At 70.5% G+C, this 21,622-nt stretch carries 15 protein-coding genes and 1 pseudogene; 8 read left to right on the top strand and 8 right to left on the bottom strand.

Annotation, left to right across the window (positions count from 1 at the left end):
* The first annotated feature begins 30 nt into the window (after nucleotides 1–30).
* Together ACIQUT_RS38160 and ACIQUT_RS38155 are read left to right on the top strand one after the other, a co-directional pair.
* Nucleotides 31–2,574 carry an ATP-binding protein gene (locus tag ACIQUT_RS38160; RefSeq protein ID WP_403570068.1) on the top strand — a complete coding sequence of 848 codons (2,544 nt, stop codon included), beginning with the start codon at nucleotides 31–33 and terminating at the stop codon, nucleotides 2,572–2,574.
* 626 nt (nucleotides 2,575–3,200) lie between these two features.
* Complete coding sequence (locus ACIQUT_RS38155; protein WP_403570067.1) at nucleotides 3,201–4,007, top strand: SDR family NAD(P)-dependent oxidoreductase; 807 nt, start codon at nucleotides 3,201–3,203, stop codon at nucleotides 4,005–4,007.
* A 253-nt stretch (nucleotides 4,008–4,260) separates the two neighbouring features.
* Here ACIQUT_RS38155 and ACIQUT_RS38150 read toward each other — a convergent pair.
* A pseudogene (locus ACIQUT_RS38150) lies at nucleotides 4,261–4,811 on the bottom strand (cation:proton antiporter); the annotation flags it as partial.
* Nucleotides 4,812–4,979: 168 nt separating this feature from the next.
* Between ACIQUT_RS38150 and kdpF the strand changes: the two are divergent.
* The gene (gene kdpF / locus ACIQUT_RS38145; RefSeq protein WP_403570065.1) at nucleotides 4,980–5,069 is read left to right on the top strand and encodes a K(+)-transporting ATPase subunit F; all 90 of its coding nucleotides are present in this window, start codon (nucleotides 4,980–4,982) and stop codon (nucleotides 5,067–5,069) included.
* A gap of 2 nt (nucleotides 5,070–5,071) precedes the next feature.
* Nucleotides 5,072–7,654: an ATP-binding protein gene (locus ACIQUT_RS38140; RefSeq protein ID WP_403570064.1), complete on the top strand. Its 2,583-nt coding sequence runs from the start codon at nucleotides 5,072–5,074 to the stop codon at nucleotides 7,652–7,654.
* 149 nt (nucleotides 7,655–7,803) lie between these two features.
* Here ACIQUT_RS38140 and ACIQUT_RS38135 read toward each other — a convergent pair whose 3' ends face one another.
* Entirely contained in the window at nucleotides 7,804–8,835 is a 1,032-nt protein-coding gene (locus tag ACIQUT_RS38135) for a hypothetical protein (protein ID WP_403570062.1), read from the bottom strand.
* Between the two features lie 407 nt (nucleotides 8,836–9,242).
* On the bottom strand, nucleotides 9,243–9,602 hold the full coding sequence (locus tag ACIQUT_RS38130) for a WhiB family transcriptional regulator (RefSeq protein WP_403570060.1): 360 nt from the start codon (nucleotides 9,600–9,602) through the stop codon (nucleotides 9,243–9,245).
* A gap of 582 nt (nucleotides 9,603–10,184) precedes the next feature.
* On the opposite strand from ACIQUT_RS38130, the gene ACIQUT_RS38125 reads away from it, so the two are divergent.
* The 3 genes from ACIQUT_RS38125 to ACIQUT_RS38115 all read left to right on the top strand — a co-directional run bounded on the left by ACIQUT_RS38125 (nucleotide 10,185) and on the right by ACIQUT_RS38115 (nucleotide 13,906).
* Complete coding sequence (locus ACIQUT_RS38125) at nucleotides 10,185–10,637, top strand: hypothetical protein (RefSeq protein WP_403570059.1); 453 nt, start codon at nucleotides 10,185–10,187, stop codon at nucleotides 10,635–10,637.
* A gap of 2 nt (nucleotides 10,638–10,639) precedes the next feature.
* A complete protein-coding gene (locus ACIQUT_RS38120; protein ID WP_403570057.1) occupies nucleotides 10,640–13,288 on the top strand; it encodes a caspase family protein in 2,649 nt (882 codons plus the stop codon).
* Nucleotides 13,289–13,393: 105 nt separating this feature from the next.
* Nucleotides 13,394–13,906 carry an ATP-binding protein gene (locus ACIQUT_RS38115; RefSeq protein ID WP_403570055.1) on the top strand — a complete coding sequence of 171 codons (513 nt, stop codon included), beginning with the start codon at nucleotides 13,394–13,396 and terminating at the stop codon, nucleotides 13,904–13,906.
* A gap of 315 nt (nucleotides 13,907–14,221) precedes the next feature.
* Here the strand turns inward: ACIQUT_RS38115 and ACIQUT_RS38110 are convergent, their stop codons facing one another.
* The 4 genes from ACIQUT_RS38110 to ACIQUT_RS38095 all read right to left on the bottom strand — a co-directional run bounded on the left by ACIQUT_RS38110 (nucleotide 14,222) and on the right by ACIQUT_RS38095 (nucleotide 17,807).
* The gene (locus ACIQUT_RS38110) at nucleotides 14,222–15,592 is read right to left on the bottom strand and encodes a ricin-type beta-trefoil lectin domain protein (protein ID WP_403570053.1); all 1,371 of its coding nucleotides are present in this window, start codon (nucleotides 15,590–15,592) and stop codon (nucleotides 14,222–14,224) included.
* A gap of 189 nt (nucleotides 15,593–15,781) precedes the next feature.
* Nucleotides 15,782–16,000 (bottom strand): hypothetical protein, encoded by a 219-nt coding sequence (locus ACIQUT_RS38105; protein WP_403570052.1) that lies wholly within the window; start codon nucleotides 15,998–16,000, stop codon nucleotides 15,782–15,784.
* Between the two features lie 47 nt (nucleotides 16,001–16,047).
* Nucleotides 16,048–17,055, bottom strand: coding sequence for a 1-aminocyclopropane-1-carboxylate deaminase (locus tag ACIQUT_RS38100; protein WP_403570050.1), 1,008 nt, complete (start codon nucleotides 17,053–17,055; stop codon nucleotides 16,048–16,050).
* Nucleotides 17,056–17,096: 41 nt separating this feature from the next.
* The gene (locus ACIQUT_RS38095; RefSeq protein ID WP_403570087.1) at nucleotides 17,097–17,807 is read right to left on the bottom strand and encodes a GntR family transcriptional regulator; all 711 of its coding nucleotides are present in this window, start codon (nucleotides 17,805–17,807) and stop codon (nucleotides 17,097–17,099) included.
* 843 nt (nucleotides 17,808–18,650) lie between these two features.
* On the opposite strand from ACIQUT_RS38095, the gene ACIQUT_RS38090 reads away from it, so the two are divergent.
* Entirely contained in the window at nucleotides 18,651–19,232 is a 582-nt protein-coding gene (locus tag ACIQUT_RS38090; RefSeq protein ID WP_403570048.1) for a hypothetical protein, read from the top strand.
* Nucleotides 19,233–19,643: 411 nt separating this feature from the next.
* On the opposite strand, the gene ACIQUT_RS38085 is transcribed toward ACIQUT_RS38090, so the two are convergent.
* A complete protein-coding gene (locus tag ACIQUT_RS38085) occupies nucleotides 19,644–21,494 on the bottom strand; it encodes a DUF4158 domain-containing protein (RefSeq protein ID WP_403570046.1) in 1,851 nt (616 codons plus the stop codon).
* Nucleotides 21,495–21,622 lie beyond the last annotated feature (128 nt).

The following is a 21,622-nucleotide window of genomic DNA, read 5'->3' as shown; positions in this document are numbered from 1 at the left end:
TCACCGTCAACAGAGAAGAAGAGCCTGAACATGGGACGCGGCAAGCTCCGCATCTACCTCGGTGCGGCACCGGGCGTCGGCAAGACGTACGCGATGCTCTCCGAGGCGCACCGCCGGGTCGAGCGGGGCACCGACTGCGTCGTCGGCTTCGTCGAGCACCACAGCCGTCCGCGGACCGAGGTGATGCTGCACGGCCTCGAACTCATCGAGCGGTGCGAACTGGAGTACCGCGGTTCCACCTTCACCGAGATGGACGTGGACGCGATCCTCGCGCGGCGGCCCGCCGTCGCCCTGGTGGACGAGCTCGCCCACACCAACGTTCCCGGCTCGCGCAACGCCAAGCGGTGGCAGGACGTCGAGGAGCTACTCCAGGCCGGCATCGACGTCGTCTCCACCGTGAACATCCAGCACCTGGAATCGCTGGGCGACGTGGTCGAGACGATCACCGGGGTCCGGCAGCGCGAGACGGTCCCCGACGAGGTGGTGAGGCGGGCCGATCAGATCGAGCTGGTGGACATGTCCCCGCAGGCGCTGCGGCGGCGCATGGCCCACGGCAACGTCTACAAGCCCGACAAGGTCGACGCGGCCCTCTCGAACTACTTCCGGCCCGGGAACCTGACCGCGCTGCGCGAGCTGGCGCTGCTGTGGGTGGCCGACCGGGTCGACGAGTACCTCCAGGAGTACCGGGGCGAGCACAACATCCGCTCCACGTGGCAGGCCCGCGAACGCATCGTCGTGGGCCTCACCGGCGGCCCCGAGGGCCGTACGCTCATCCGTCGCGCCGCCCGCCTGGCGGAGAAGGGTGCCGGAGGCGAGGTCCTCGCCGTCTACATCGCCGCCAGCGACGGCCTGTCCTCCGCCTCGCCCAAGGAACTGGCCGTCCAGCGCACCCTGGTCGAGGACCTCGGCGGCACCTTCCACCACGTCATAGGCGACGACATCTCCGACGCCCTGCTGGAGTTCGCCCGCGGCTGCAACGCCACCCAGATCGTGCTCGGCGTCAGCCGCCGCCGCTCCTGGCAGTACGCCTTCAGCCCCGGCGTCAGCGCCACCGTGGCCCGCGAATCAGGCCCGGACCTCGATGTCCACATCGTCACCCACGACGAGGCCGCCAAGGGCCGCGGCCTGCCCGTTGCCCGCGGCGCGCGCCTCGGCCGGTCCCGCCTCATCTGGGGCTGGCTGGCCGGCATCGGCGGCCCCGTGCTGCTCACCGTCCTGCTGAACCAGCTGGTCCCCGACCTCGGCCTCGCGAACGACATGCTGCTCTTCCTCACGTTCACGGTGGCGGCGGCTCTGCTCGGCGGGCTGCTCCCCGCGCTCGCCTCGGCAGCGTTCGGGTCCTTGCTGCTGAACTACTACTTCACCCCGCCGCTGCACGAGTTCACGGTCTCCGACCCGAAGAACATCGTCGCCATCGCGATCTTCGTCGGCGTGGCGGTGTCGGTGGCCTCCGTGGTCGACCTCGCCGCGCGGCGCACCCACCAGGCCTCCCGCCTGCGGGCCGAGTCCGAGATCCTCTCCTTCCTCGCCGGCAGCGTCCTGCGCGGCGAGGACTCCCTCGACGCCCTCCTGGAGCGGCTGCGCGAAACCTTCGCCATGCAGTCGGTGGTCCTTCTGGAACGCACCAGCGAGGTCGACCCCTGGACCACAGCGGCATCCGTCGGCACCGGCACGGTCGTCCGCCCCGAGGACGCGGACGTGGACCTGCCCATCGGCGACAACATGGCGCTCGCCCTCACCGGCCGGGTCCTGCCCGCCGAGGACCGCCGTGTCCTCGGCGCCTTCGCGGCTCAGGCAGCCGTCGTACTCGACCGACAGCGCCTCGTTGACGAGGCGGAGAAGTCACGTGAACTCGCCGAGGCCAACCGCATCCGAACAGCCTTGCTCGCCGCGGTCAGCCACGACCTGCGCACTCCGCTCGCCGGCATCAAGGCCTCCGTCACCTCCCTGCGCTCCGACGACGTCGAATGGTCCGAGGACGACAAGGCCGAACTGCTCGAAGGCATCGAGGACGGCGCCGACCGCCTCGCCGCGCTGATCGGCAACCTCCTCGACATGTCCCGCCTCAACACCGGCACCGTCGTCCCGCTCATTCGTGAGACCGACCTCGACGAGGTCGTCCCCATGGCTCTGGGGGGCGTACCGGAGGACAGCGTGGACCTGGACATCCCCGAGACGCTGCCGATGGTCGCCGTCGACCGGGGCCTGCTGGAGCGGGCCGTCGCCAACATCGTCGAGAACGCCGTCAAGTACAGCCCTCACGGCCAGCCCGTCAACGTCTCCGCCAGCGCCCTGGGGAGCCGCGTCGAGCTCCGGGTCGTCGACCGGGGCCCCGGTGTCCCGGATGAGGCCAAGGACCGCATATTCGAGCCCTTCCAGCGCCACGGTGACGCCCCGCGCGGCGCCGGCGTCGGCCTCGGACTCGCCGTCGCCCGCGGCTTCACCGAGTCCATCGGAGGCACCCTCACGGCGGAGGACACTCCGGGCGGTGGCCTCACCATGGTCCTCACCCTCCCCATAGCAGGTGACGGCCCTCCGGTGTCCCCGGAGCTCCCGACGTCTGCGGTCACCTGACATCGAGGAAAGGTCCCACCGGAACACGCGAGCCGTCCGGCACCGGTACCCCCACACCGGAAAGCCGGACGGCTCATGTGTTGTGCGACGGGTGACCGACACGCGGTCGCGCAGGTCCGTACCCCCACGGTGGGACCATGCGCTTCTTCGGTGTTCAGGTCACCGCCCACCAGCCGCGTGCCGCCGGTCCGTCGTCCGGCTCCGTCGCCACACCAGTCTGCGCCCGGCCGATGGCCCTCGCATCACTCCTTGACGGGTTCCTTCCGCGCAGAAGTCGATCTTTTACGCCGCCCTGATGGGCGTGCGTCAGAAGGCTGTCAAGGAGCCGCCGGGCGCTTGCCTCGATGTCCCCGATGCGCTGGGATTGCGCCATGAACAGCGGTCCGCGCCACCACGATCGGCCACCGAATCAGGTGCGGCCGACGGCGCCCGCTGTCCGCGCGGCCCTCTGATTTCGGCCGCGCGTCCTCCGCGTACCTGCTGCCGCCAGCCCCCTGAAGGGTGCTGCCCGAGGCTCCGTACGCATCCTGACCCTCACCTTCACCGCATGACCTGAGCCCCGGCTCACGCCCGCCTCGCGGCGGGGCGCCGGGCACGTCAGCCATGCCTGTTTCCAGGGATCCACCATGTCGTCATCTCTGTCAGGCCGTACCGTCCTCGTCACCGGGGCCACCTCCGGCATCGGCTATGAGACCGCCCGGCAGCTCGCCGCGCGCGGCGCCACCGTCCTCCTGCACGGCCGCACGCCCGAGGAGGCCCAGGCCGCCACCGACCGGCTCATCGCCACCGCCGGTATGGCCGGGGCCCTTCTCCGGCCGCTCGCCGCCGACTTCGTCCGCCTGGAGGAGGTCGAGAGCCTGGCCCACGCCGTCGTAAGCGACCACCCGCGCCTGGACGTACTCGTCAACAACGCGGCCATCGCGGCGCCGGAACGCCACACCCTGACCGCCGACGGCAACGAGATCTCCTTCCAGGTCAACTTCCTGGCCCACTACCTCCTCACCAACCTCCTGGAGCCCGCCCTCACCAGCGACCCCGGCGGGCGCGTCGTCAACGTCTCCTCAGCGCTCCACCGCTCCGGCGCCATCCAGTGGAACGACCCGCAGCGTGTGCGGCGCTATTCCCGCCTCGCCGCGTACGCCCAGTCCCAGCTCGCGCTGACCGTCTTCGCCGCCGACCCGCGCGTCACCGCCGTCTCCGTCGACCCCGGCGTGTGCGAGACCGGCCTCCTCCCGCTGTACGGCCACGAGGGCGCCCCTGCCGCCGAAGGCGCCCGGCACGTCGTACGGCTCTGCGACCCGGCCACGGAGATCGTCAACGGTGCGTACCACGACCGCTCCGAGCGCGTCGCCCCGGCCCCTGCCGCCACCGAGGACCGCACCATCAAGCGCCTCAACAAGCTCGCCGACCTCCTTGTCGGCCACACCGCCTGAAGGGATCCACGGACATGTCCAAGCGCGCACGCAAGAAGAAGGCCCGCCGCAAGAAGGGCTCCAACCACGGCAGCAAGCCCAACTGCTGACCGTCAACCCGCCCCGTGGGCGGCCTCCGAAGGGCCGCCCCACTTCCATTGCGGCCTCGCGCGCTGCTCACCTGCCGGTGCTCTGACGCACCGCCCGATCCGCGGCCGCCCGCCCCCGCCCGTAGAGCGGGCGGCCGCCTCCACCGGCGCTTGCCGTCTCCGTCCACTGCGGCATCTGTCAGTACGCGTACGAGTGGCCGCTGGTCCAAGAGGCTTCCGTCGTCCGCGGCGACCGGGATGGGCAGGGCTGCGGCCAGTGGGACGACTCCGCGCGTGCCCGCCCACGTCAGCACGGCCGGGACGCGCCAGGACGGGCATGCGCCCGCATTGCGCTGGACGACGGCACCAGGGCGATGACGGTCTCCAGTACCGGGTCCTCCGTCCTGCGACGGATCAGCGCCACCGCGCCCGCGACGACGCCTCCGATGAGGGTGCCGCCCCCGGCAAGCAGCGCGAATCCGGTACCCGCCGCCTGCCGGGACACCCCGGTGGAGGCTACTGCGACAACGACCGCGACGCGGAAGAGCACCAGCGAAGTGGCGTCGTTGAAGAGGCTCTCGGCCTGGACCAGGACCTGGACGGCCCCCAGGATCAGGGCCATCTGCCGGGTCAGCGGCGTGACCAGCGGCGCGACCACGCCCACGGCGGCCGCCGAGGCCAGGGCCAGGCCGACGGCGAGGACGCTGACCGGCTTCCATACCAGGCGCAGTTCGCGCCGACCAGGCTTCCCGGCACACCGCCTTCACTCTATCGATGCAACGGCCGTCAATGGACCGTCAAAGTCCCGCCTCAGAGCCGTTAGGAGTGCATCAGGGGCGTTTCCCTCGCGGCTTCGCTGCTGTTCGCTGATGAGGTTGAGGACGCGTGGAGGAGTCGGGTGCGGGTGAGCACGGAGAACATCGTCGGCATCGTCATTGCGGTCTGCTTGATCGGGTACCTGATCCTGGCGTACCTCTTCCCCGAGAAGTTCTGAGCATGGCGACCGTGGACGAGGCAGGGCTGGAAGCGGCGGCGGAGCCGGTCCTCCGGCCCGGGAGGCTCAAGGTCTTCCTGGGCGCGGCTCCCGGCGTCGGCAAAACGTACCGGATGCTCGACGAGGCGCACCGCAGGGTGGCCCGTGGCGCGGATGTGGTGGCCGGTTTCGTGGAGTGCCACCGGCGTCGGCACACCGAGGCGAGGCTCCACGGCCTGGAGGTGCTCCCCCTGGCCGACGTCGACTACCGGGGAGGCCGGTACGGGGAGTTGGACCGCGAAGCACTGCTGTCCAGGCGTCCGCAGGTGGTGCTGATCGACGAGCTCCCCCACACCAACGCCCCGGGCGGCGGCCGACACCCGAAGCGCTGGCAGGACGTCGAGGACATCCTGGCCGCCGGGATCGACGTCGTCACCACGCTCAACATCCAGCACCTGGAGTCGCTGAGCGACGTCGTCGAGAAGATCACCGGAGTACCGCAGCGCGAGACGGTGCCCGATGAGTTCGTACGCCGCGCCGACGAAATCGAACTGGTCGACATACCCCCTGAGGGACTTCGCCGCCGGATGGCCCACGGCAACATCTATCCCCCGGAGCGGATCGACGCCTCCCTCGCCCACTGTTTCCGCCCCGGCAATCTCATCGCGCTGCGGGAACTGGCCCTGCTGTGGCTGGCCGGGCGGGTGGACGAGGCCCTGCACAAGTACCGCATCGAGCACGGCATCGGGGATGTCTGGGAGACCCGGGAACGGGTGGTGGTGGCGCTCACGGGCGGCCCGGAGGGCGAGACCCTGATCCGCCGTGCCGCCCGCATCGCCGGCCGGTCCGCCGGCGGCGAGCTCCTCGCCGTGCACATTGCACGCAGCGACGGTCTTGCCGCCGGGTTCTCGCACGCTGCGCTCGCCGCGCAACGGGCCCTCGTCGAGGACCTGGGCGGCAGCTACCACTCCGTCGTCGGCGACGAAGTCCCGACCGCCCTGGTGGACTTCGCCATGGCGGAGAACGCCACCCAGCTCGTCCTCGGTACGAGTCGGCGCCGCAGGCTGGAACGTTTCCTCACCGGCCGGGGAATCGGCGAGACCGTGGTGGCGCTGTCCGAGGACATCGACGTCCACATGGTCACGCACGAGCGGGCGGGCCACGGCAGGCTGCTGCCGTCCCGCCGCCGCACGCTCCCCACCTCCCGGCTCATCGCCGGGCCCGTGGCCGGTGTGGTGCTCCCGGTGCTGCTCACCTTCGCCCTCGACCGGATACGCGGCACATTCAACCTCACCAGCGAAGCGCTGCTCTTCCTGGTGGCCGTCGTCGGAGTGGCCTGCATCGGCGGAGTGGCCTCCGCCCTCATCGCGGCACTGACCACCGCACTGCTCCTCAACTACTGGTTCATGCCGCCCATGGGCGAGTTCACCATGAACGACCCGGACAGCGTGCTGGCGCTGGTGGTCTTCGCCGCCGTCGCCGCCACCGTGGCCGCCGCGGCGGACCGGTCCCTGCGGCTCTCCCGCCGCGCCGCGCGGGCCACTGCCGAGGCGGAGACGATGTCCTCCCTGGCCGGCAGCATCGTCCGCGGCGACCAGACGATCCCGGCGCTGCTGGAACGCACCCGGGAGACCTTCGGCATGAACACCGTCGATCTGGCTTCGGAGCCCCCGGACCCCGGTGCCGGAACGAACGGCCGACGCCGCACGCGGACGGATGCCGACCCCGCCGTGGTGGTCGCTGCCGGATCCGGGGCCTTCCTCGTCCTGCGTGGCCGTACTCTGCCCTCCTCCGAGCGCCGTGTGCTGGCCGCCTTCGCCGCACACGTCGGCGCCGCGGTCGAGCGGGCCCGCCTGGCCGAGGCCGCCGCCGAAGTCGAACCCATCAAGGCCGCCGACCGCCTCCGCACCGCCCTGCTGCGCGCCGTAAGCCACGACCTGCGGACCCCGTTGGCGGGGGCGCTGGCCGCGGTCAGCTCGCTGCGCACCCCGGACGTGGACTTCTCCGAGGAGGACCGGGCGGAGCTGCTCGAATCCGCCGAGATGTCCCTGAACCGGCTGAACCGCCTGGTGGAGAACCTGCTCGAGCTCAGCCGTCTGCAGGCCGGCGCCCTCACCCTCGAACTGCGGGCCACGACCCTTGAGGAAGTCCTGCCGGCCGCTCTGGAGTCACTGGGACTGCTCTCCGCGGGCAGGCCCGCCGTCCACGTACAGAACCTGGAGACGGTACCGGCTCTGCGAGCCGATCCGCCCCTGCTCGAACGCGTACTGGCGAACCTGGTCGGCAACGCGGTCCGCCACGCCCCCGCCGACCGTCCGGTGCTGGTGACGGCGAGCGCCTTGGCCGGACGGGTCGAAGTCAGGATCGCCGACCGGGGCCCCGGGATCGCCATCGACGACCGCGAGCGAGCCTTCGAGCCCTTCCAGCGCCTCGGCGACCGGGACAACACCGCCGGACTCGGCCTCGGCCTGGCCCTGGCCCGGGGACTCACCGAGGCGATGGACGGCACGCTCACACCCGAGGAGACCCCCGGCGGAGGCCTGACCATGGTCCTGTCCCTGCCCGTAACCGCCGATGCGGCCGCGGGGGCAGCCCTGACCTCTTGACCGCAAGCGCCACCCCGCCGAAGCAATGCGGTTCACCGAGCAGGACACCGCCCCTGTGAGGGGGGTGGCTTGCCGTGGCCTCCCGGGGCGGTGCCCCGGGAGGCCTTACGTGACCGGTGTCTCGGCCCAGTCGACAGCCGGGCACCCGGCTACTGCATGAACTCGATGTGGGGATGCTCCGGTGCCGCCGGGCAGACGTACAGCTGCTGTTTGTAGCCGCTGCCGATCTGAACACGGGTCGGTCGGCATATGTCGTCGTGGTCGTCGGTTGAGGACGCGGCGGCCTGGTCTTCGTACGGGATCCAGCTGCGGTCGTTGCCGTCCGATTCGAACGTGGCGATGGTCAGCAGAGCGTCCATCGCGGTGTCGCAGGCGGGGCACTGCCGCGGGCTGGGGTCGGTGTAGCCCCACTGGGGCCAGCCGCCGGCCTTCCAGCCGGGGGCGACGGACAGATTGCTGTGGTAGTACGACTCCGGGTAGGGAGCGTAGGAGCTGTCCACACCGGCGTCGGCAGCCTGCCACCTGCTCCAGTCGTCCAGCTGCTCTCGCAGCTCCTTGCTCAGTTCAAGGGAGTTGGGGTACTCGGTGATCTGCTCCGGCGCGAGCACGCACGGCTCAGGCACGTATTCCTCGTACTCCACATCGAACGGTTCCGGGGGTGAGGTGAGGATGTCGGTGACGGCGTCCGCGGACCGCCAGACCACGGCGGTCCTGGGCATGTACAGATCCGGGTGGTCGAAGGGACACCACAGCACCTGAAGCAGATCGGCCTGGCCGGGCGGGCGCAGCACGGGGACGTCACGCACGTACAACTGGGCCACGGGCAGCAGGGGGACCGGACCATCGGGCCGCTCTTGGTCCCAGTCGATCTCCTCCAAGAGCGCCCTCTCCTCCGGCGTGGACGAGGAAACACCGTCCGGGTGCGCCGCCGCTCTCGCCCGCACTCGCTGCTCCACCCGCACCGCGGCCAGCAAGTGGCCACCCCCCTCGTGCGGGGCGTCGCAGTGCGGCCACGGCTCGTCGGCGGGCCACAGCAGTGGCCCGCCGATCGAGCTGTCATGCGGTGTAGGAGCCCCGCGGCGGGGGTGCAGCCGGGTCGCCGGGCGGGCCAGCGGGGCCAGTTGGGGGAAGACCGCGGTGACGTCAACCGGCCGCGGCGGGGTGGTACGGATGAAGGTCATGACACCGATGGTGCCAGCGCCCTCCGACACCGGGGCATACGGAGCTGCGACAGCTGACGCCTGTGCGACATCCGTGAGTTCCGTGATCCGGTCTCGGCAGAGGCTTTGCGCATCCCTCCGACCGAGCCGGAGATCAAGACGTTGATCACCGGCTGGGGCGGCGAGCCGGCGACCTGTCGGGCGGCCCTCACCGACGGCGCCACCTGTCCGCTGCACGGCCTCTGGCCGACACCCGCCCTGCAGCCTCCCCTGGCGTCGGTCCGATCGAACTGCTCCTGCTCTTGGTGGCCTGCGATGCACTACTCCTGCGGCAGGCGCGTTGTCCCTCCGCGCGCCCCGCGGCTGACCGCCCGAAGGGCACCCTGCAACGAAAGCACGCCTTGCCGCCGAGGTCGGCAGTCAGGCAGTCAGGCAGTCTGAGCCTTCGCGTGGAGGCGCGCCTGAGCCTGCTGCCGGTGCTCGGTGCGCGCGATCTCCAGTAGGCGCCGCCAAGACGTCACCAGGGGCCGGCGTCGCAAGAGAGCGCGCCGCTCCCGCTCGGTCATACCGCCCCAGACCCCGTGCTCAATCCGGTTGTCCAAGGCTTGGGCAAGGCACTCAAGCCTCACCACGCAGTCGGTGCACACGGCTTTCGCAGTGCTCTGGGCCACCCCGTCACCGAACAAGTCGTCTGGGTCTGCATTGCGGCATGCCGCCCATCCATGCCACGTCTGAGTATCGTCACCCACCCCGGCGCCCGTCCTTCCTCTTGTTCCCGCCCATGCCATTCGACCAGTACACGCAGCAAGCGGCACGCTCGTTCAACGCGCTCGCCGATCGCCCGACAACCGACGGCAGGTGGCAGGGCCCTGGACCGGCATCCCCGCAGGTACACAGCAGCATGCCAGCGCCGGTCCGGGCCGTGCGGGTGCAAGGGTCGCCCAGCCGGTGAGCCGCCGCCCGGCCAGTTCCGTGATCGGCCGGGCGCCGGGCAGCGGTGGCAGAGCCAGAGCACGCCCGGCCCGCCCGACGGCTTCCACCGCCCGGACGGCTTCCACCGCCCGGACGGTGTCCTCGGCGCCGGGGGCGAGGACCGGCACCGTGCGACACATCTGCATCATCCGATGAGTTCTTGAGCCCAGCTGCAGATCTCAGGCTGGGGTCTCGCGCCCGCCCGCGGCGAGGTGGTCCTTGAGTCGGTTGCCGGGTCCGCCCCGCGGGCCTTGCGTGGTCCCTGCCATCGGGCGGCCTTGTACCGAACCCTCCCCTCCGCCGGCCGATGTGTGTCACGCTCTGGCATGCGCAGCGCATGCTGCTGCGCCCCACGGGTAACGAGGCCCACGAGGGCAGGGGATACGGGGGCACGGAGGATGGAGCTGATCATCGGGGTGGCCGACCCCGAGGAGAGTGCCGCAGTACGGGACTTCTTCCGCTGGTTACGGAGCGAGGACGAGCCGCCCGGCGAGCTCCGGCTCGCTGCGCGACGCGCACCGGGCTCGATGAGCGGCGGGCTTGACGTCATCAACGTCGTACTCACCCAGTCCGTGGCCCTCGGCAACCTGGCCCTCGCCTACGCGGGATGGCGCAGGGCGCGCCGCAGCCGTGCCGCCGTCACCTTCACCAGGGCGTCCGACGGACTGTCGGTGACGGTGGAGGACGGCTCGGAGGAGACGGTGCAGCGGCTCGTACAGGCCCTGACCCCCGATCCGGTGTCCGTACCCCCACCCGCAGCGCCCTTGCCTGACGGGCACGGTGTACCCGGCGGACGTGGCGCACCCGACGCATGTGACGTGCCGGACGGGCCGCCGCCAGGAGCCGAGTAGCCGTGGAGCTGGCCGACCCGAACGGCTCGTACGCCGTCCTCGTAGGCTCGTCACGGTACGACTCCCCAACCCTTGAGGACCTCCCCGCGGTTGCCGGGAACGTCCGGGACCTCGGACGGCTCCTGATGGACCCGACCGTCTGGGGCCTTCCCCCGGGGCATTGCATCCCGATCACGGACCCGTCCTCGCACGAGGTCGTCCTCGACGCCGTGCACGAGGCGGCGCAGCGGGCCACCGACTCCCTCCTCGTCTACTACGCCGGACACGGCCTGCCGGGCCCCGACGGCGACGGACTGCTGCTCGCCCTGCCCACCTCCGACACCGATCGCCCCTACTCGTGGCTCGACTACCGGGGCGTCCGCCGGGAGGTGCTCAACGCGGGCCGGAGGGTCAACCGGATGGTGATCCTGGACTGCTGTTACAGCGGCCAGGCGTTGATCGGCGGGATGAGCGGTTCGGTGACGCTGACCGAGCAGGCACGTATCGCCGGCACGTACCTGCTCACCGCGACCTCCGCCAACTCCATGGCGCTGTCGCCCCCGGGCAAGCCCCACACCGCCTTCACGGGCGCGCTGATCCGCCTGCTGGACCAGGGGCTGCCCCGCGGCGGACCGCTGATCACCGCTCCGGAGCTCTACGACCACCTGCTCGACGACTTGCGCTCCGACGACTTCCCGCTCCCGCAGCAGCGGCTGGGCGGCACCGGGCACACCCTGGTCTTCGCCCGGAACCGCTACGGGACGCGCAACCCGGTCGCCCTCGCCGCGCCGGCTGCCCCCGCGAGAGCGGTTCCCGAGCGGCTGCGGGACGCGCTACGGGCCCAGCCGCGGTTGATCGCGGAGCACGCGTCCCGGTGGCGGACGACCGACCCTGCCGGGGCGGCGGAACTGCTCACGCTCGCCGCCACGACGCGCCCCGCCCAGGAGGCGGCGGCATTGGTGTGCCTGCTGCGCGGGCAGATGCGGACGGACGAGGCGGACTTCGTGCTGGCCGCCGCCGCGTCGCAGCGTGCGCCCGCCGACCTCGCCGCGTGCATCCATGCCCTGCGCGCGATGGACGACGACGGGTCCGCGGACATGTTGCTGCGGACGGTTGCGAAGCACCGTCCGCCCCAGGACGTTGCAGCCACCATCCGTTCGCTGCGCACAGACGGAGGCGGTACGACGGCGGTAGCCGATGCGGAGGCACTGCTTGCGGCGGCGGTCGCTGAGCTCGGGACCACCGAGGCGGTCCTCGACCTGGCCGGGGCGCTGTGGTCCGCTCAGCTGGACGACTGCGCCGACCAAGTCCTGCGGGCCCCTTCGGTCTCCTCATCGCACGAAACGGCCCGGCTCGCGGAAGCGTTGAGCTCGATCGGCCGTGTGGAGGAGGCCCTCGCCTTGTACGTCCGGGTGTTCGAGGACGTCGTCCAGGCGCCCTCCAACCTGGTCCGGGTCCTGCGCTTGGCGGACGAGGCAGGCCGTCCGGCCGACGCGGACCGGCTTCTGACAGCCGCGGCGAAAACGGTCTCGACGATCCAGGACATCGCCGATCTGTGCGACGCCCTCTGGGCCGCCGGCATGGGGGACCGAGCCGGGGGGACGCTGGCCTGGTCCGCCGGGCGCTTGGCCACCGACGGCGTCATCGTGCTGGCGGACGTACTGCATGCTCAAGGCCACGACGAGGCCGTACTGCAGCTGTTCGCACAGGCGGCGCTGCACAGGCCGGTGGCGGACACCCCCGTTCTGGTCGCGGCGCTGCGTACGATGGGCCGCCCGCTGGACGCCCGCCGGCTGCTCCTGGACGCCGCCGGGCGACCGGTCGAGGATGTCGCCGAGCTGTTCGGGATCCTCGACGACCAGGGTGCGGTACGGGACCGCGCGCGGGTACGGGGCGCCCTGCCGGACGCCCTCGCGCCCCGTGCCCGGCTGATACGCCTCCTGCATGTGGCGCGCCGATCTGTCGAGGATCTGCTGGACCCGCTGCTCGGGCTGTCGGACGCGCAATTCGACGATGCATTGCGTCTGCTGCGCGCGGAGGGCGCGGACGACGTCGCCGGCCTGCTCCTGCGTCACCTGGTGCGCAACGCTCCGGACCGGGCGGCGCAGAGGCTGGAGCACCTCGACGGCGCAGGCTCGCTCCTGCTCGACCGCGTAGTCCTGCGGGCGTTGCTGCAGGCGTCCGACCGCCGGGTGGCGGAGGTGCGGACCGAGGTGATCGTGGCCCTCGTGGGCCCGCGCGGCCGGACGATCGACGAGCGGGTCGCGGCGATCGGATCCCTGTGCGAAGCAGGTCTGACGGAACGTGTCGAGGAGGTCCTCGCCGACGCCACGCGGCACGAGCCGAGGGTGGAAATCGTCAACCTGATCGGCCGCATGGAGGCCCGGGGCCTCACCGCGGGCGCCCGGGCCGTTGTCCGCAGCGCGTCCTGGATGTTCTCGGAGCTGTACCGGGATTTCGTACTCGCGCTGCTGCGCGCCGGCCTGCGGGACCTCGCCGTGTACGCCCTGGAGAGCAACCCGGAGAGGCTCAGTCCGGCCCAGCGCGAGCAACTGGTCCTGACCCTGGGCATCCCCGCTCCGGGCTCGACCGGCGCCCCGTCCAACGGTCCGGCTCCGCCTCCCAAACCGTCCACCCCCCTGCGCCTCCGCGACCGCCTTCGTCGTCACTGAGGCGTACGGCTTGGCCCCGCAACGCTCCGCGCAAGGGTCCGGCCTGCCGCTGTGCCCTCGATCGCGGCGACGAGCGCGTCATCGAGCCGGTGAGTTGGGGGTGCAGTGCCGGTGGGCGGAAGGCCCGCCAGTACGCGCCCGCGCCGGTGCTACAGGGTCCGGCCTTGGCTGCGTTGGCGGGCTTGCTGTCCCGGAGTGCGCCGGCTGCATGCCGGTGAGTCGGTCATCCTCTTCGGACCGGTCGGCCTCGGCAAGACCCACATCGCCCAGGCCCTCGGCCACCTCGCCCTCTGCCAAGGTGCCCACGTCCGCTTCGCCAAGACCAGCCGCATCCTCGCCGACCTGGCCGGCGGCCACGCGGACCGCACCTGGGAGAAACGGATCCGCGAAACCCGTCCGCCCCGACGTCCTCATCCTCGGCGTCCTCATCCTCGACGACTTCGCCATGCGCCAACTCAACGCCACCCGGGCCGACGACCTCTGAGATCCATCCGGGAAGTCTCTCAGAAGTACCTCGCACAACATGCGGGTTTCGAGAGGACTTTTGCGAACAGCGACCTGCGGAAACGTGATCACTTTGGCGGCTCTCGCAGAACTCTCACAGATGAACATTTATGAGAATCGCGGAGCGTGAGGCTTTCGCCAGGGTCACCAGGTGGCGGTGTCCCGTCTTGCGAAAGCTCAGGCACCGAGGAAGAGCTGCGGCAGCCGCCCGGCTGCCGCAGGGACCGCCGTGCTGTTGGCCCGGACGTGCCGGGCCAACAGCACGCCCTTGGTGCCTGTCTTTTTCGATTCCGGGACGGTCAGGTCAGAGGCCCTGCGGCACTGGGCCGGGACGTCGGCTGAGGTCCCGGCCCTGTGCTGCGAGCCCGAAAGGTTCGAACGTGGTCGTCCAGACGTTCCGGCGGAGACTGTCAGAAGGTGCCGTGGCCGTTACCGGTGGAACTCCCAGAGCTGGTTGACGTCGGTCGACGAGCAGCTCTTGATGACCATCTGCTGGCCGTGGCCGGCCTTGGTCAGGCACTTGCCGTCCTGCTTGCTGACGATCTGGTAGTAGGCGCCCTTGCGGACCATCTTCCACCGCTGGTCGGGCCTGTGGTGGTAGTCCCACCACAGGGTGGCCTTGCCGCCCGAGTTCGTCAGCAGCCGACGCTCCTTGCCGATGAAGAAGAGGATGTCACTGCCCCACTGCTCGGCGTACCACTGCTGGTTGGCCTTGCGCTCGTTCGTCCAGGTGACGACGCGCGTGCCATCCTCGAAGGAGCCGCCCTCGGTGTCCAGGACGGTCTGGTCGTGGTAGTTGGCGATGGCGGTGAGCCCGCGGACGGTGTTGTACGTCTGGACCCGCTCCCGGGCGGCGAAGTCGTTCGCGTCGAAGTAGTCGACCGCGAGGAAGTTGGGCTTCTTGCCGCCCGTCGCCCTCATGCAGGTGGCCACATGGCTGCTGATCGTGTCCGCCGTGTTGTAGCGCTTGGCCGCGGCCTCGGTGCGGGGCGTTCCGTGCGAGAAGTGGTTCATCGTGAAGAGGCGGGTGTACTTCTCGTGGTAGAGGCTGCGGTGGGCGGCATTGAGGGGCTTCGCGTCGCCCCCTTGCCCGTCGCACGAGCCGGTCGCGTCCTCCTCGAAGGAGTTCTCCACCGTCCACTCCTTCGTGTACATGATCCGGGGGTCCTTGTCCGCCCGCCACCCGTTGCTGCTGAAGAAGAGCAGGCGCTGGTTGACGCTGATCATGTCGGAGACGGTGGGCCAGTCTTTGTCCTTCACCGCGAAGCCCGGGGTCCCGTCGAGCGTCTTCGGGGTCGGGTTGAAGAGGAGACGACGCGCCCCGCTGTCCGAGACGGCCTCGTAGACGAGGTTCGAGTGCTCGTCGCCGAGGCGGTCCTCCAGGTTGACGACGACGATCTCCTGGCGGTTGTCGTTGAGGAACTTGACGACCTCGGCGAGCCCCGAGGTCAGGGTCTGCGAGGCCGTGCTGTAGATCTCCCCCTCCTTGGTGACGGTCCTCGGGCACTGGCCGTGGCAGAGAAAGGCGTCGTACTTGCCGCTGCTGCTGGGCTGCCGGTAGGCGTCGAGCATGAGTGCGCGGGCGCCCTGGTTCAGCTGCCCGGTGATCGTCTCCCGCTGGTAGGCGTGGTTGAACGCTGCGGCGAACACGGAGCGGTGGTTCGCCATCGCGTTGTGCGCCGTGAGGAAGGTCATGTCAAAGAGCTTCTTCTCCCACGGCGCGGCCGCCTCCTGCACCGGGGTGTCGTCCGCGGTCGCCGTGGTCGCCCCGGGGAGGGCGGCGAGCAGGAGTGCGATCACTGCGGTGAACAGGGTCGTCGTCAGCGCCCGGCCGCGCCTCCCGCGCCGGCCGCCCTTGATTTGCCTGTGGTCTGTGCTGGTTGTGGCCCGTGGTCCCGTGGTCTCGGGTATCACGTAGTCCCCCCTTGGTCGGTGTTCGGGTGTGAGTAGTTGCGGTACAGGATGTAGCGCTGGAAATGATCACGGGCTCTAGCTGCGGATCTCCGTGTTCGGGTGGGCTGGGTCTGGAGGGGGCCGAAGCGCCGGGCCGTCGTCCACCGCGGCGGCCTCTGCTTCGGCGAGCACCCGGTAGAGCGAGGCGACCGACGGGGACTTGCCCGCGTTCTTCCCGGTCTTGATGGTGAGCTTCTTGGCGTTCTCGGGGACGGGGACGCCCTTGTCCTTGAGCGCGACGGCGAAGGTGAGCATGTCGTCGTCGATGACGGCGTGATGGGGAGACCGGGTATGTACCCGGATCAGCGGAAGACGCCGCTGTAGGCGTTGAGGGCGGGCTGGCCGCCGAGGTGGGCGTACAGGACGTTGGAGTCCTTGGGGATATCTCCGTTGCGTACGAGGTCGATGAGCCCGGCCATGGACTTTCCCTCGTAGACGGGATCGATGATCATGCCTTCGAGGCTTGCGGTGAGCCGGATGGCGTCCAGGGTGGACTGGACGGGGATTCCGTAGAGGTCGCCAGCCCAGCCCTCGAGGACGGTGATCTCGTCGTCGCGCAGGTCCCGGCCGAGGCCGATGAGTTCGGCGGTGTTGCGGGCGATCTTCTCCACCTGGGCGCGGGTCTCGGCGAGCTTGGCCGAGGCATCGATGCCAAGCACGCGGCGGGGCCGTTTCTGGCCGGCGAAGCCCGCGATCATGCCCGCGTGGGTACTGCCGGTGACGCTGCACACCACGATCGTGTCGAAGAAGACGCCCAGTTCACGCTCCTGCCGCTGCACCTCGTAGGCCCAGTTGGCGAAGCCGAGACCGCCCAGCGGATGGTCCGAGGCACCGGCCGGGATGGCGTACGGGGTGCCGCCGGCGGACCGGACGTCCTCCAGGGCTTGCTGCCAGCTGTCCTTGAAGCCGATGCCGAATCCGGCCTGGATCAGTCGTACGTCGGCGCCCATGATGCGTGACAGCAGGATGTTGCCGACCTTGTCATTGACGGCGTCCGGCCAGTCCACCCAGCTCTCCTGGACCAGGACGGCCTTCAGACCGGTCTTGGCCGCGACCGCGGCCACCTGCCGAGTGTGGTTGGACTGGACCCCGCCGATGCTGACAAGAGTGTCCGCACCCCTGGCAAAGGCGTCGGGAAGCAGATACTCCAGCTTCCGGGTTTTGTTACCGCCGAAAGCCAGCCCACTGTTGCAGTCCTCCCGTTTGGCCCAGACGCGTGCACCGCCGAGGTGGTCGCTGAGCCGGTCCAGGGGGTGGACGGGGCTGGGTCCGAACAACAGGGGGTAACGCTCGAGGGCGTCGAGGGACATCGGCGGCTCCTTCAGTGAACGCGCCCGGTGCAGGGCTTTGGTCAGTGCGGGGAAGCGATGCCGGCGGGTCCGCCGCCCAGCTCGTCGCCGCCAGGGAGCGGGATGTCGAGCAGGGGCACCAGCGTCTGCCAGTTGGCGCGGGTGGCAGCTACTGCCCCTTCGACATCTCCGGCCTCGCACAGTGCGATGATCCGGTCGTGTTGCGCGACCGAGCCCCGGCCACTGAGCGAGGAGAAACGCCGTCGCTCCAGGCGCCGCAGCACCGGCGTGAACTGCTCAAGGACATTCCAGATGGCGGGATTGGCGCAGGCGGCGACCGGGACGCCGTGGAAGTCGTCGTCGGCGGCGATCGCCGCGTCGGCGTCGTTGCGCCGCAGGGCGTCGGCGAAGCGTGCATTGGCCCCGCGCATGGCGTCGAGCTCGGCGGCGGACAGGTTGGGCAGTGCCTCGCGGACGGCGAGTTCGTGCATGGCGGACGTCACCGACTGGGCGGCACGGACAGCGCGGGCGTCCAGGGGGCTGACCATGGTGTAGCGGCCAGGTTTCGTCTGGACCAGTCCGGCCCGCTCCAGACGCGCCAGAGCCTCCCGAACGGGGGTGCGGCTGACGCCCAGCCACTCCACCAGGTCACTGTCGTTGAGACGTTCACCCGGGGCAAACGTGCCATCCACGATGGCGTCCCGGATCGCCTGGTAGGCGTTTTCCCGAAGGAGTGACCTCGAAATGAGCCCTCGGCTCTGCGGAACTGGCATGCAATATATTGCACGCAGGATGTCGATGTCTGTCAAGGGCGCAGTCCGAAGCGGTCTATCGCCGGACCGCCCGCGAGCTAACACCCAGAGGTATGTAGCGCAAGGTGATACTCAGGGCTGGACCGGGTGGGGGGCGTCGCGGTGCAGCGGGCGGCGGTAGTGGTGGTTGCGCTTCGAGGTCTACTTATCGGACCTCCCCATGCTTGATGGTGTCGACCAGGGGCAGTTGCCGCAGTAAATGCCGGATTTACTGCGACGGAGCCCCTACCGCGCTCACCCACGACGCCGAGGGCGGCACCTCACCCCCGATGCTGCTGGCCCGCTCCCGTCACGCCTCCGTCCGCTCCTTGGAGCGGTACGCACGCCCCGGCGTCGATGCGGTCGCCCGGCACGTCGCCAGCAAGGACCCGACCGCTCGTCGACGCTGACCGCCGTCACGACAGCGGTCAGCTCACCGTCGTGGGGGCCTACGGCATGTTTCCGGCGTATTCCGGCTGCTTTCCAAGTTGGATAGCCGATGACTCGCACTTCGGCTGCTGCGGCCGGTCCGCGGGGCGGCAGACCCTGCCCGTCTCCGCAGTTCAGAGCCGCCTCAGCCCGCTCGGCCACGCGGTCGCGCGGACTGGGCCGCCCTGCCCGTCCGGCACTGCGACAGTGGAATCGTCCACCGGTAGATCAGGCCGAACGGGCAGCGCATCACCGCCCTGAGCTGGGGGAAGGGGCGACTTCGTCCCAGATCTGCAACAAGTGCAACAGTTCTGACGTCCCGTCCGATCTTCCAGGGTCGAGACCCATACGGTTCGGAGCGATCCGTTGACCGCCCAGACCGAGGAATGCCATCAGATGTCCAGGAAGACCCTCCGGCCCGCCGGTGTCGCCGTCGCCGTTCTCGTTTCCCTCGTGCTGACGGGCTGCGGGTCGGCCGACGACAAGCCGACCGCCGAGGCCGCGCCCGCTGCCTCCGCGACCGCCTCGGCCTCGGCCGGTGCGGGCTCCGCGAAGCCGAAGGCACCGACCAAGGCCGCCACCCCGTCCGGCTCCGCCGGGAAGCCGGGCGCGTCGCACGTGCCCGGCACCGGGGACGAGAACCCCGGCGACCACTCCAACATCGGCGGCGGCACCGCGGCGACCAAGTTCGGCGGCCGGACCACGATGGGCGCCCTCGAAACCTTCACCGGGATCGCCGTGCACGACAAGTTCGTCTTCAGCGAGGCCGCGAGCGCCAACACCGACATCCAGGTGCACGTCGCCCAGGGCGCGATGGCCACCACGTCCAACCCCAGCATCACCAAGAAGGCCCCGGAGACGATGACCCTCGCCGAACTCGGCAAGCGACTCGCGGCCGTACCCGCCGAGCAGCGCAACATCGTCTGGGCGGTCACGTTCACCGCGGACGGCGACATCAAGTCCGTCAAGGACAGCTGAGCCCCTCCGCTCCCCGGCCCCGGTCCGGATCCGACGCTCCCGCCCGCTTCGCCGACCGGCGCAGGCCACACCCGGTGCGACAGGTCGATGCGCAGCGGCCCGGCCGCCGACCGGCTGTACCCGATCGCTGGCCACCCGGCCCAGATGCGCGGCAGTACCTCGACGGGCGGGCGACGGAATGCACTGTCGGCCCACGCGGATGGGCGCGGCCGTCCGCCAGTCGCCTCGGTCGTCTGCACGGTCTCCCGGCTCAACCCACCTCTGAGGTTCCCCGAAGCCGCCATCGAGGGTGTGAACGGCGCCCTTTCCAGCGGCCCTGAGGCCTCAGTTTCAACTCCGGCAAGGTCCTCCCCTGTCCAGCACCTATCCCCGGGCAACAGTCCGGCTCCCGGGGATAGGCCGAGGTCCCGTCTACTCCTCGTTGTCCTCATCCAGCCCGAGCCCGGCCGCGTCCGGGTCGCGCAGCGGACGCAGGGCGCCGGCGGCCGGGGTGGAGGGGGTGAAGCTGTAGCGGCCGAGCACGTTGAGGTTCGCGTGCTTGAGCGGGGAGAGCCGGGCGATGTCCTCGTCCCGGATCTCGTGGCCCTCGGCACGGAGCTGGGCGACCGCGGCGTCAATGTACTTCGTCGTCCAGAGCACGATGGCGTTGAGGACCAGGCCGAGTGCGCCGAGCTGGTCCTCCATCCCGTCGCGGTACGCCTGATGGATGGTGCCGCGCTTGCCGTGGCACACGTCGCGGGCCAGCTTGTGGCGGGACTCCTGCACGGTGAGCTGGCGGTTCATCTGCCGGCGGTAGGTGTCGTCGACCGGGTCGACCATCCGCATCAGGTGTTCGGTCTTGCCGATCCGCCCGTACTCGGCGAACGCCTGCCCCAGCGGGGTCGAGTGGCCCTCGCGCGCCAGCAGCGGCTTGTCCTTCACCCGTCGGCGAGCCAGCGCGGGCAGCCGCCGCACTCCGGCCAGCACTCGCGCGCCGCCGGTCGCCGCGTCCAGGGCCTTCGACTCGCCCAGCAGCGCGAGGCACGGGCGCACCGTGTTGTAGCGGGTGGTCAGGGCCGCCCGCATCGCGACGTCGGCCGAGTCCTCGTCCTGTGGAACCAGCGACACCACCAGCGCGGCCGCGGTCATCACCGCCTCGCGGGGCGCGACCTCCTCGACCGCCGCCCACAGCGCCGCCGTATCCAGGTCCGCGCCGTGCTCCTCGACCAGCTCCGGCTCCTCGAACAGCACCTTCGCCGCCCGCGCGAGCGTCCGTGACGCCTTCTCCAGCTGCGGCAGCGTCGACAGGCGCTCCTTCTCCGTCGCCCGCTTCGCCGTGCTGATCAGCCGGGTCGCCATCAAGACCTGGAACAGGTCCAGGGCCTCGTCGATGGCCTTCGCCTCCAGGTGCCGCATCACCGCGGTGAGCATCGCCGTCCGCTTGGGCTCCTCGGCCCGCTCCAGGCTCGCCGCCTTCGACCCCAGCCCGTAGCGGGCCAGCGCCGCCAGCCGGTTCGGCGGAACCTGCGACAGCCGCACCCGGCCCAGCCCGAACGCCCCGATCTCATCGACCCGCTCCAGCGACCGGGCGAACGCCGTACCCGTCGTACGCGTCGGCGGCCGGCGCAACCGCTCCAGCTCCGAGAACCGCGCGCCCTCCGGCGTCACCAGCATGGCCACCAGGTCCCCGGGCAGCGCCGCATCCGCCCGGTGCGCGGCCCTGGCCACCGTGGTGTGCAGCCGCTTCTCCGCGACCGCCCGGACCTCCGACACCTTCCGGGCCAGCACCGACACCCCCGGCAGCAGCACCCGGTGACGGCGCAGCCAGCCCACCGCCTGGTTGAACAGCGCCACCGGCCCCTCGGCGTGCGTCCACGCCCGCCCGTGCAAGAACGTACGGAACTTCCGCCCCCACTCCGCGTCGTCGTACTCGTGGTACTCGTACGCGTCCCGGATCTCCCACGCGTGCTCGTACGCCGTCGGCTTGCGCTCCGTGTACTGCTTCACGCAACTGACGTCCCCGATGCCGAGCTGCTCTCCGAGGTACTCCACCACGGCCCACGGAACGTCCAGCGGGTCGTCAGGGAGGAACCGGCCGATGTAGCGCACAGTGCACATCTGGAGGGCGAACCCGAGCCGACTGTGATCACCGCGCCGCTTCGCGATCAGCTTGCGGTCCTCGTCGTCGAGGAAGAAGAACCGCTCCAGCTCCGGCCGGGTCGGCTCCTCGTTGAACTTCCCGTACGAAGCCGCCTGCTCATCAGTCAAGAACTCCACTGGCATGGACCTGACGCTAACGACGCCCGCAGCCGCCCAACGATCTTCCGCCGAACCCCGGCGCCAGACCGATCGCCTGTGCTAGCGGCCCATGATCACCGGCTTAGCGTTAACCGCTGTACCGCTGTTCCCCG

It is taken from the genome of Streptomyces sp. NPDC090445 (assembly GCF_044769385.1).
GTDB lineage: Bacteria > Actinomycetota > Actinomycetes > Streptomycetales > Streptomycetaceae > Streptomyces.
This window is presented reverse-complemented; position numbering and strand designations above follow the sequence as displayed.

Bases quoted from the DNA above. Each gene is read 5' to 3' on its own strand.
- ACIQUT_RS38160 (WP_403570068.1), top strand. From the start codon at position 31: ATGGGACGCGGCAAGCTCCGCATCTACCTCGGTGCGGCACCGGGCGTC.
- ACIQUT_RS38155 (WP_403570067.1), top strand. From the start codon at position 3,201: ATGTCGTCATCTCTGTCAGGCCGTACCGTCCTCGTCACCGGGGCCACC.
- ACIQUT_RS38140 (WP_403570064.1), top strand. From the start codon at position 5,072: ATGGCGACCGTGGACGAGGCAGGGCTGGAAGCGGCGGCGGAGCCGGTC.
- ACIQUT_RS38135 (WP_403570062.1), bottom strand. From the start codon at position 8,835: ATGACCTTCATCCGTACCACCCCGCCGCGGCCGGTTGACGTCACCGCG.
- ACIQUT_RS38130 (WP_403570060.1), bottom strand. From the start codon at position 9,602: ATGGCATGGGCGGGAACAAGAGGAAGGACGGGCGCCGGGGTGGGTGAC.
- ACIQUT_RS38125 (WP_403570059.1), top strand. From the start codon at position 10,185: ATGGAGCTGATCATCGGGGTGGCCGACCCCGAGGAGAGTGCCGCAGTA.
- ACIQUT_RS38105 (WP_403570052.1), bottom strand. From the start codon at position 16,000: ATGCTCACCTTCGCCGTCGCGCTCAAGGACAAGGGCGTCCCCGTCCCC.
- ACIQUT_RS38100 (WP_403570050.1), bottom strand. From the start codon at position 17,055: ATGTCCCTCGACGCCCTCGAGCGTTACCCCCTGTTGTTCGGACCCAGC.
- ACIQUT_RS38095 (WP_403570087.1), bottom strand. From the start codon at position 17,807: ATGCCAGTTCCGCAGAGCCGAGGGCTCATTTCGAGGTCACTCCTTCGG.
- ACIQUT_RS38090 (WP_403570048.1), top strand. From the start codon at position 18,651: ATGTCCAGGAAGACCCTCCGGCCCGCCGGTGTCGCCGTCGCCGTTCTC.
- ACIQUT_RS38085 (WP_403570046.1), bottom strand. From the start codon at position 21,494: ATGCCAGTGGAGTTCTTGACTGATGAGCAGGCGGCTTCGTACGGGAAG.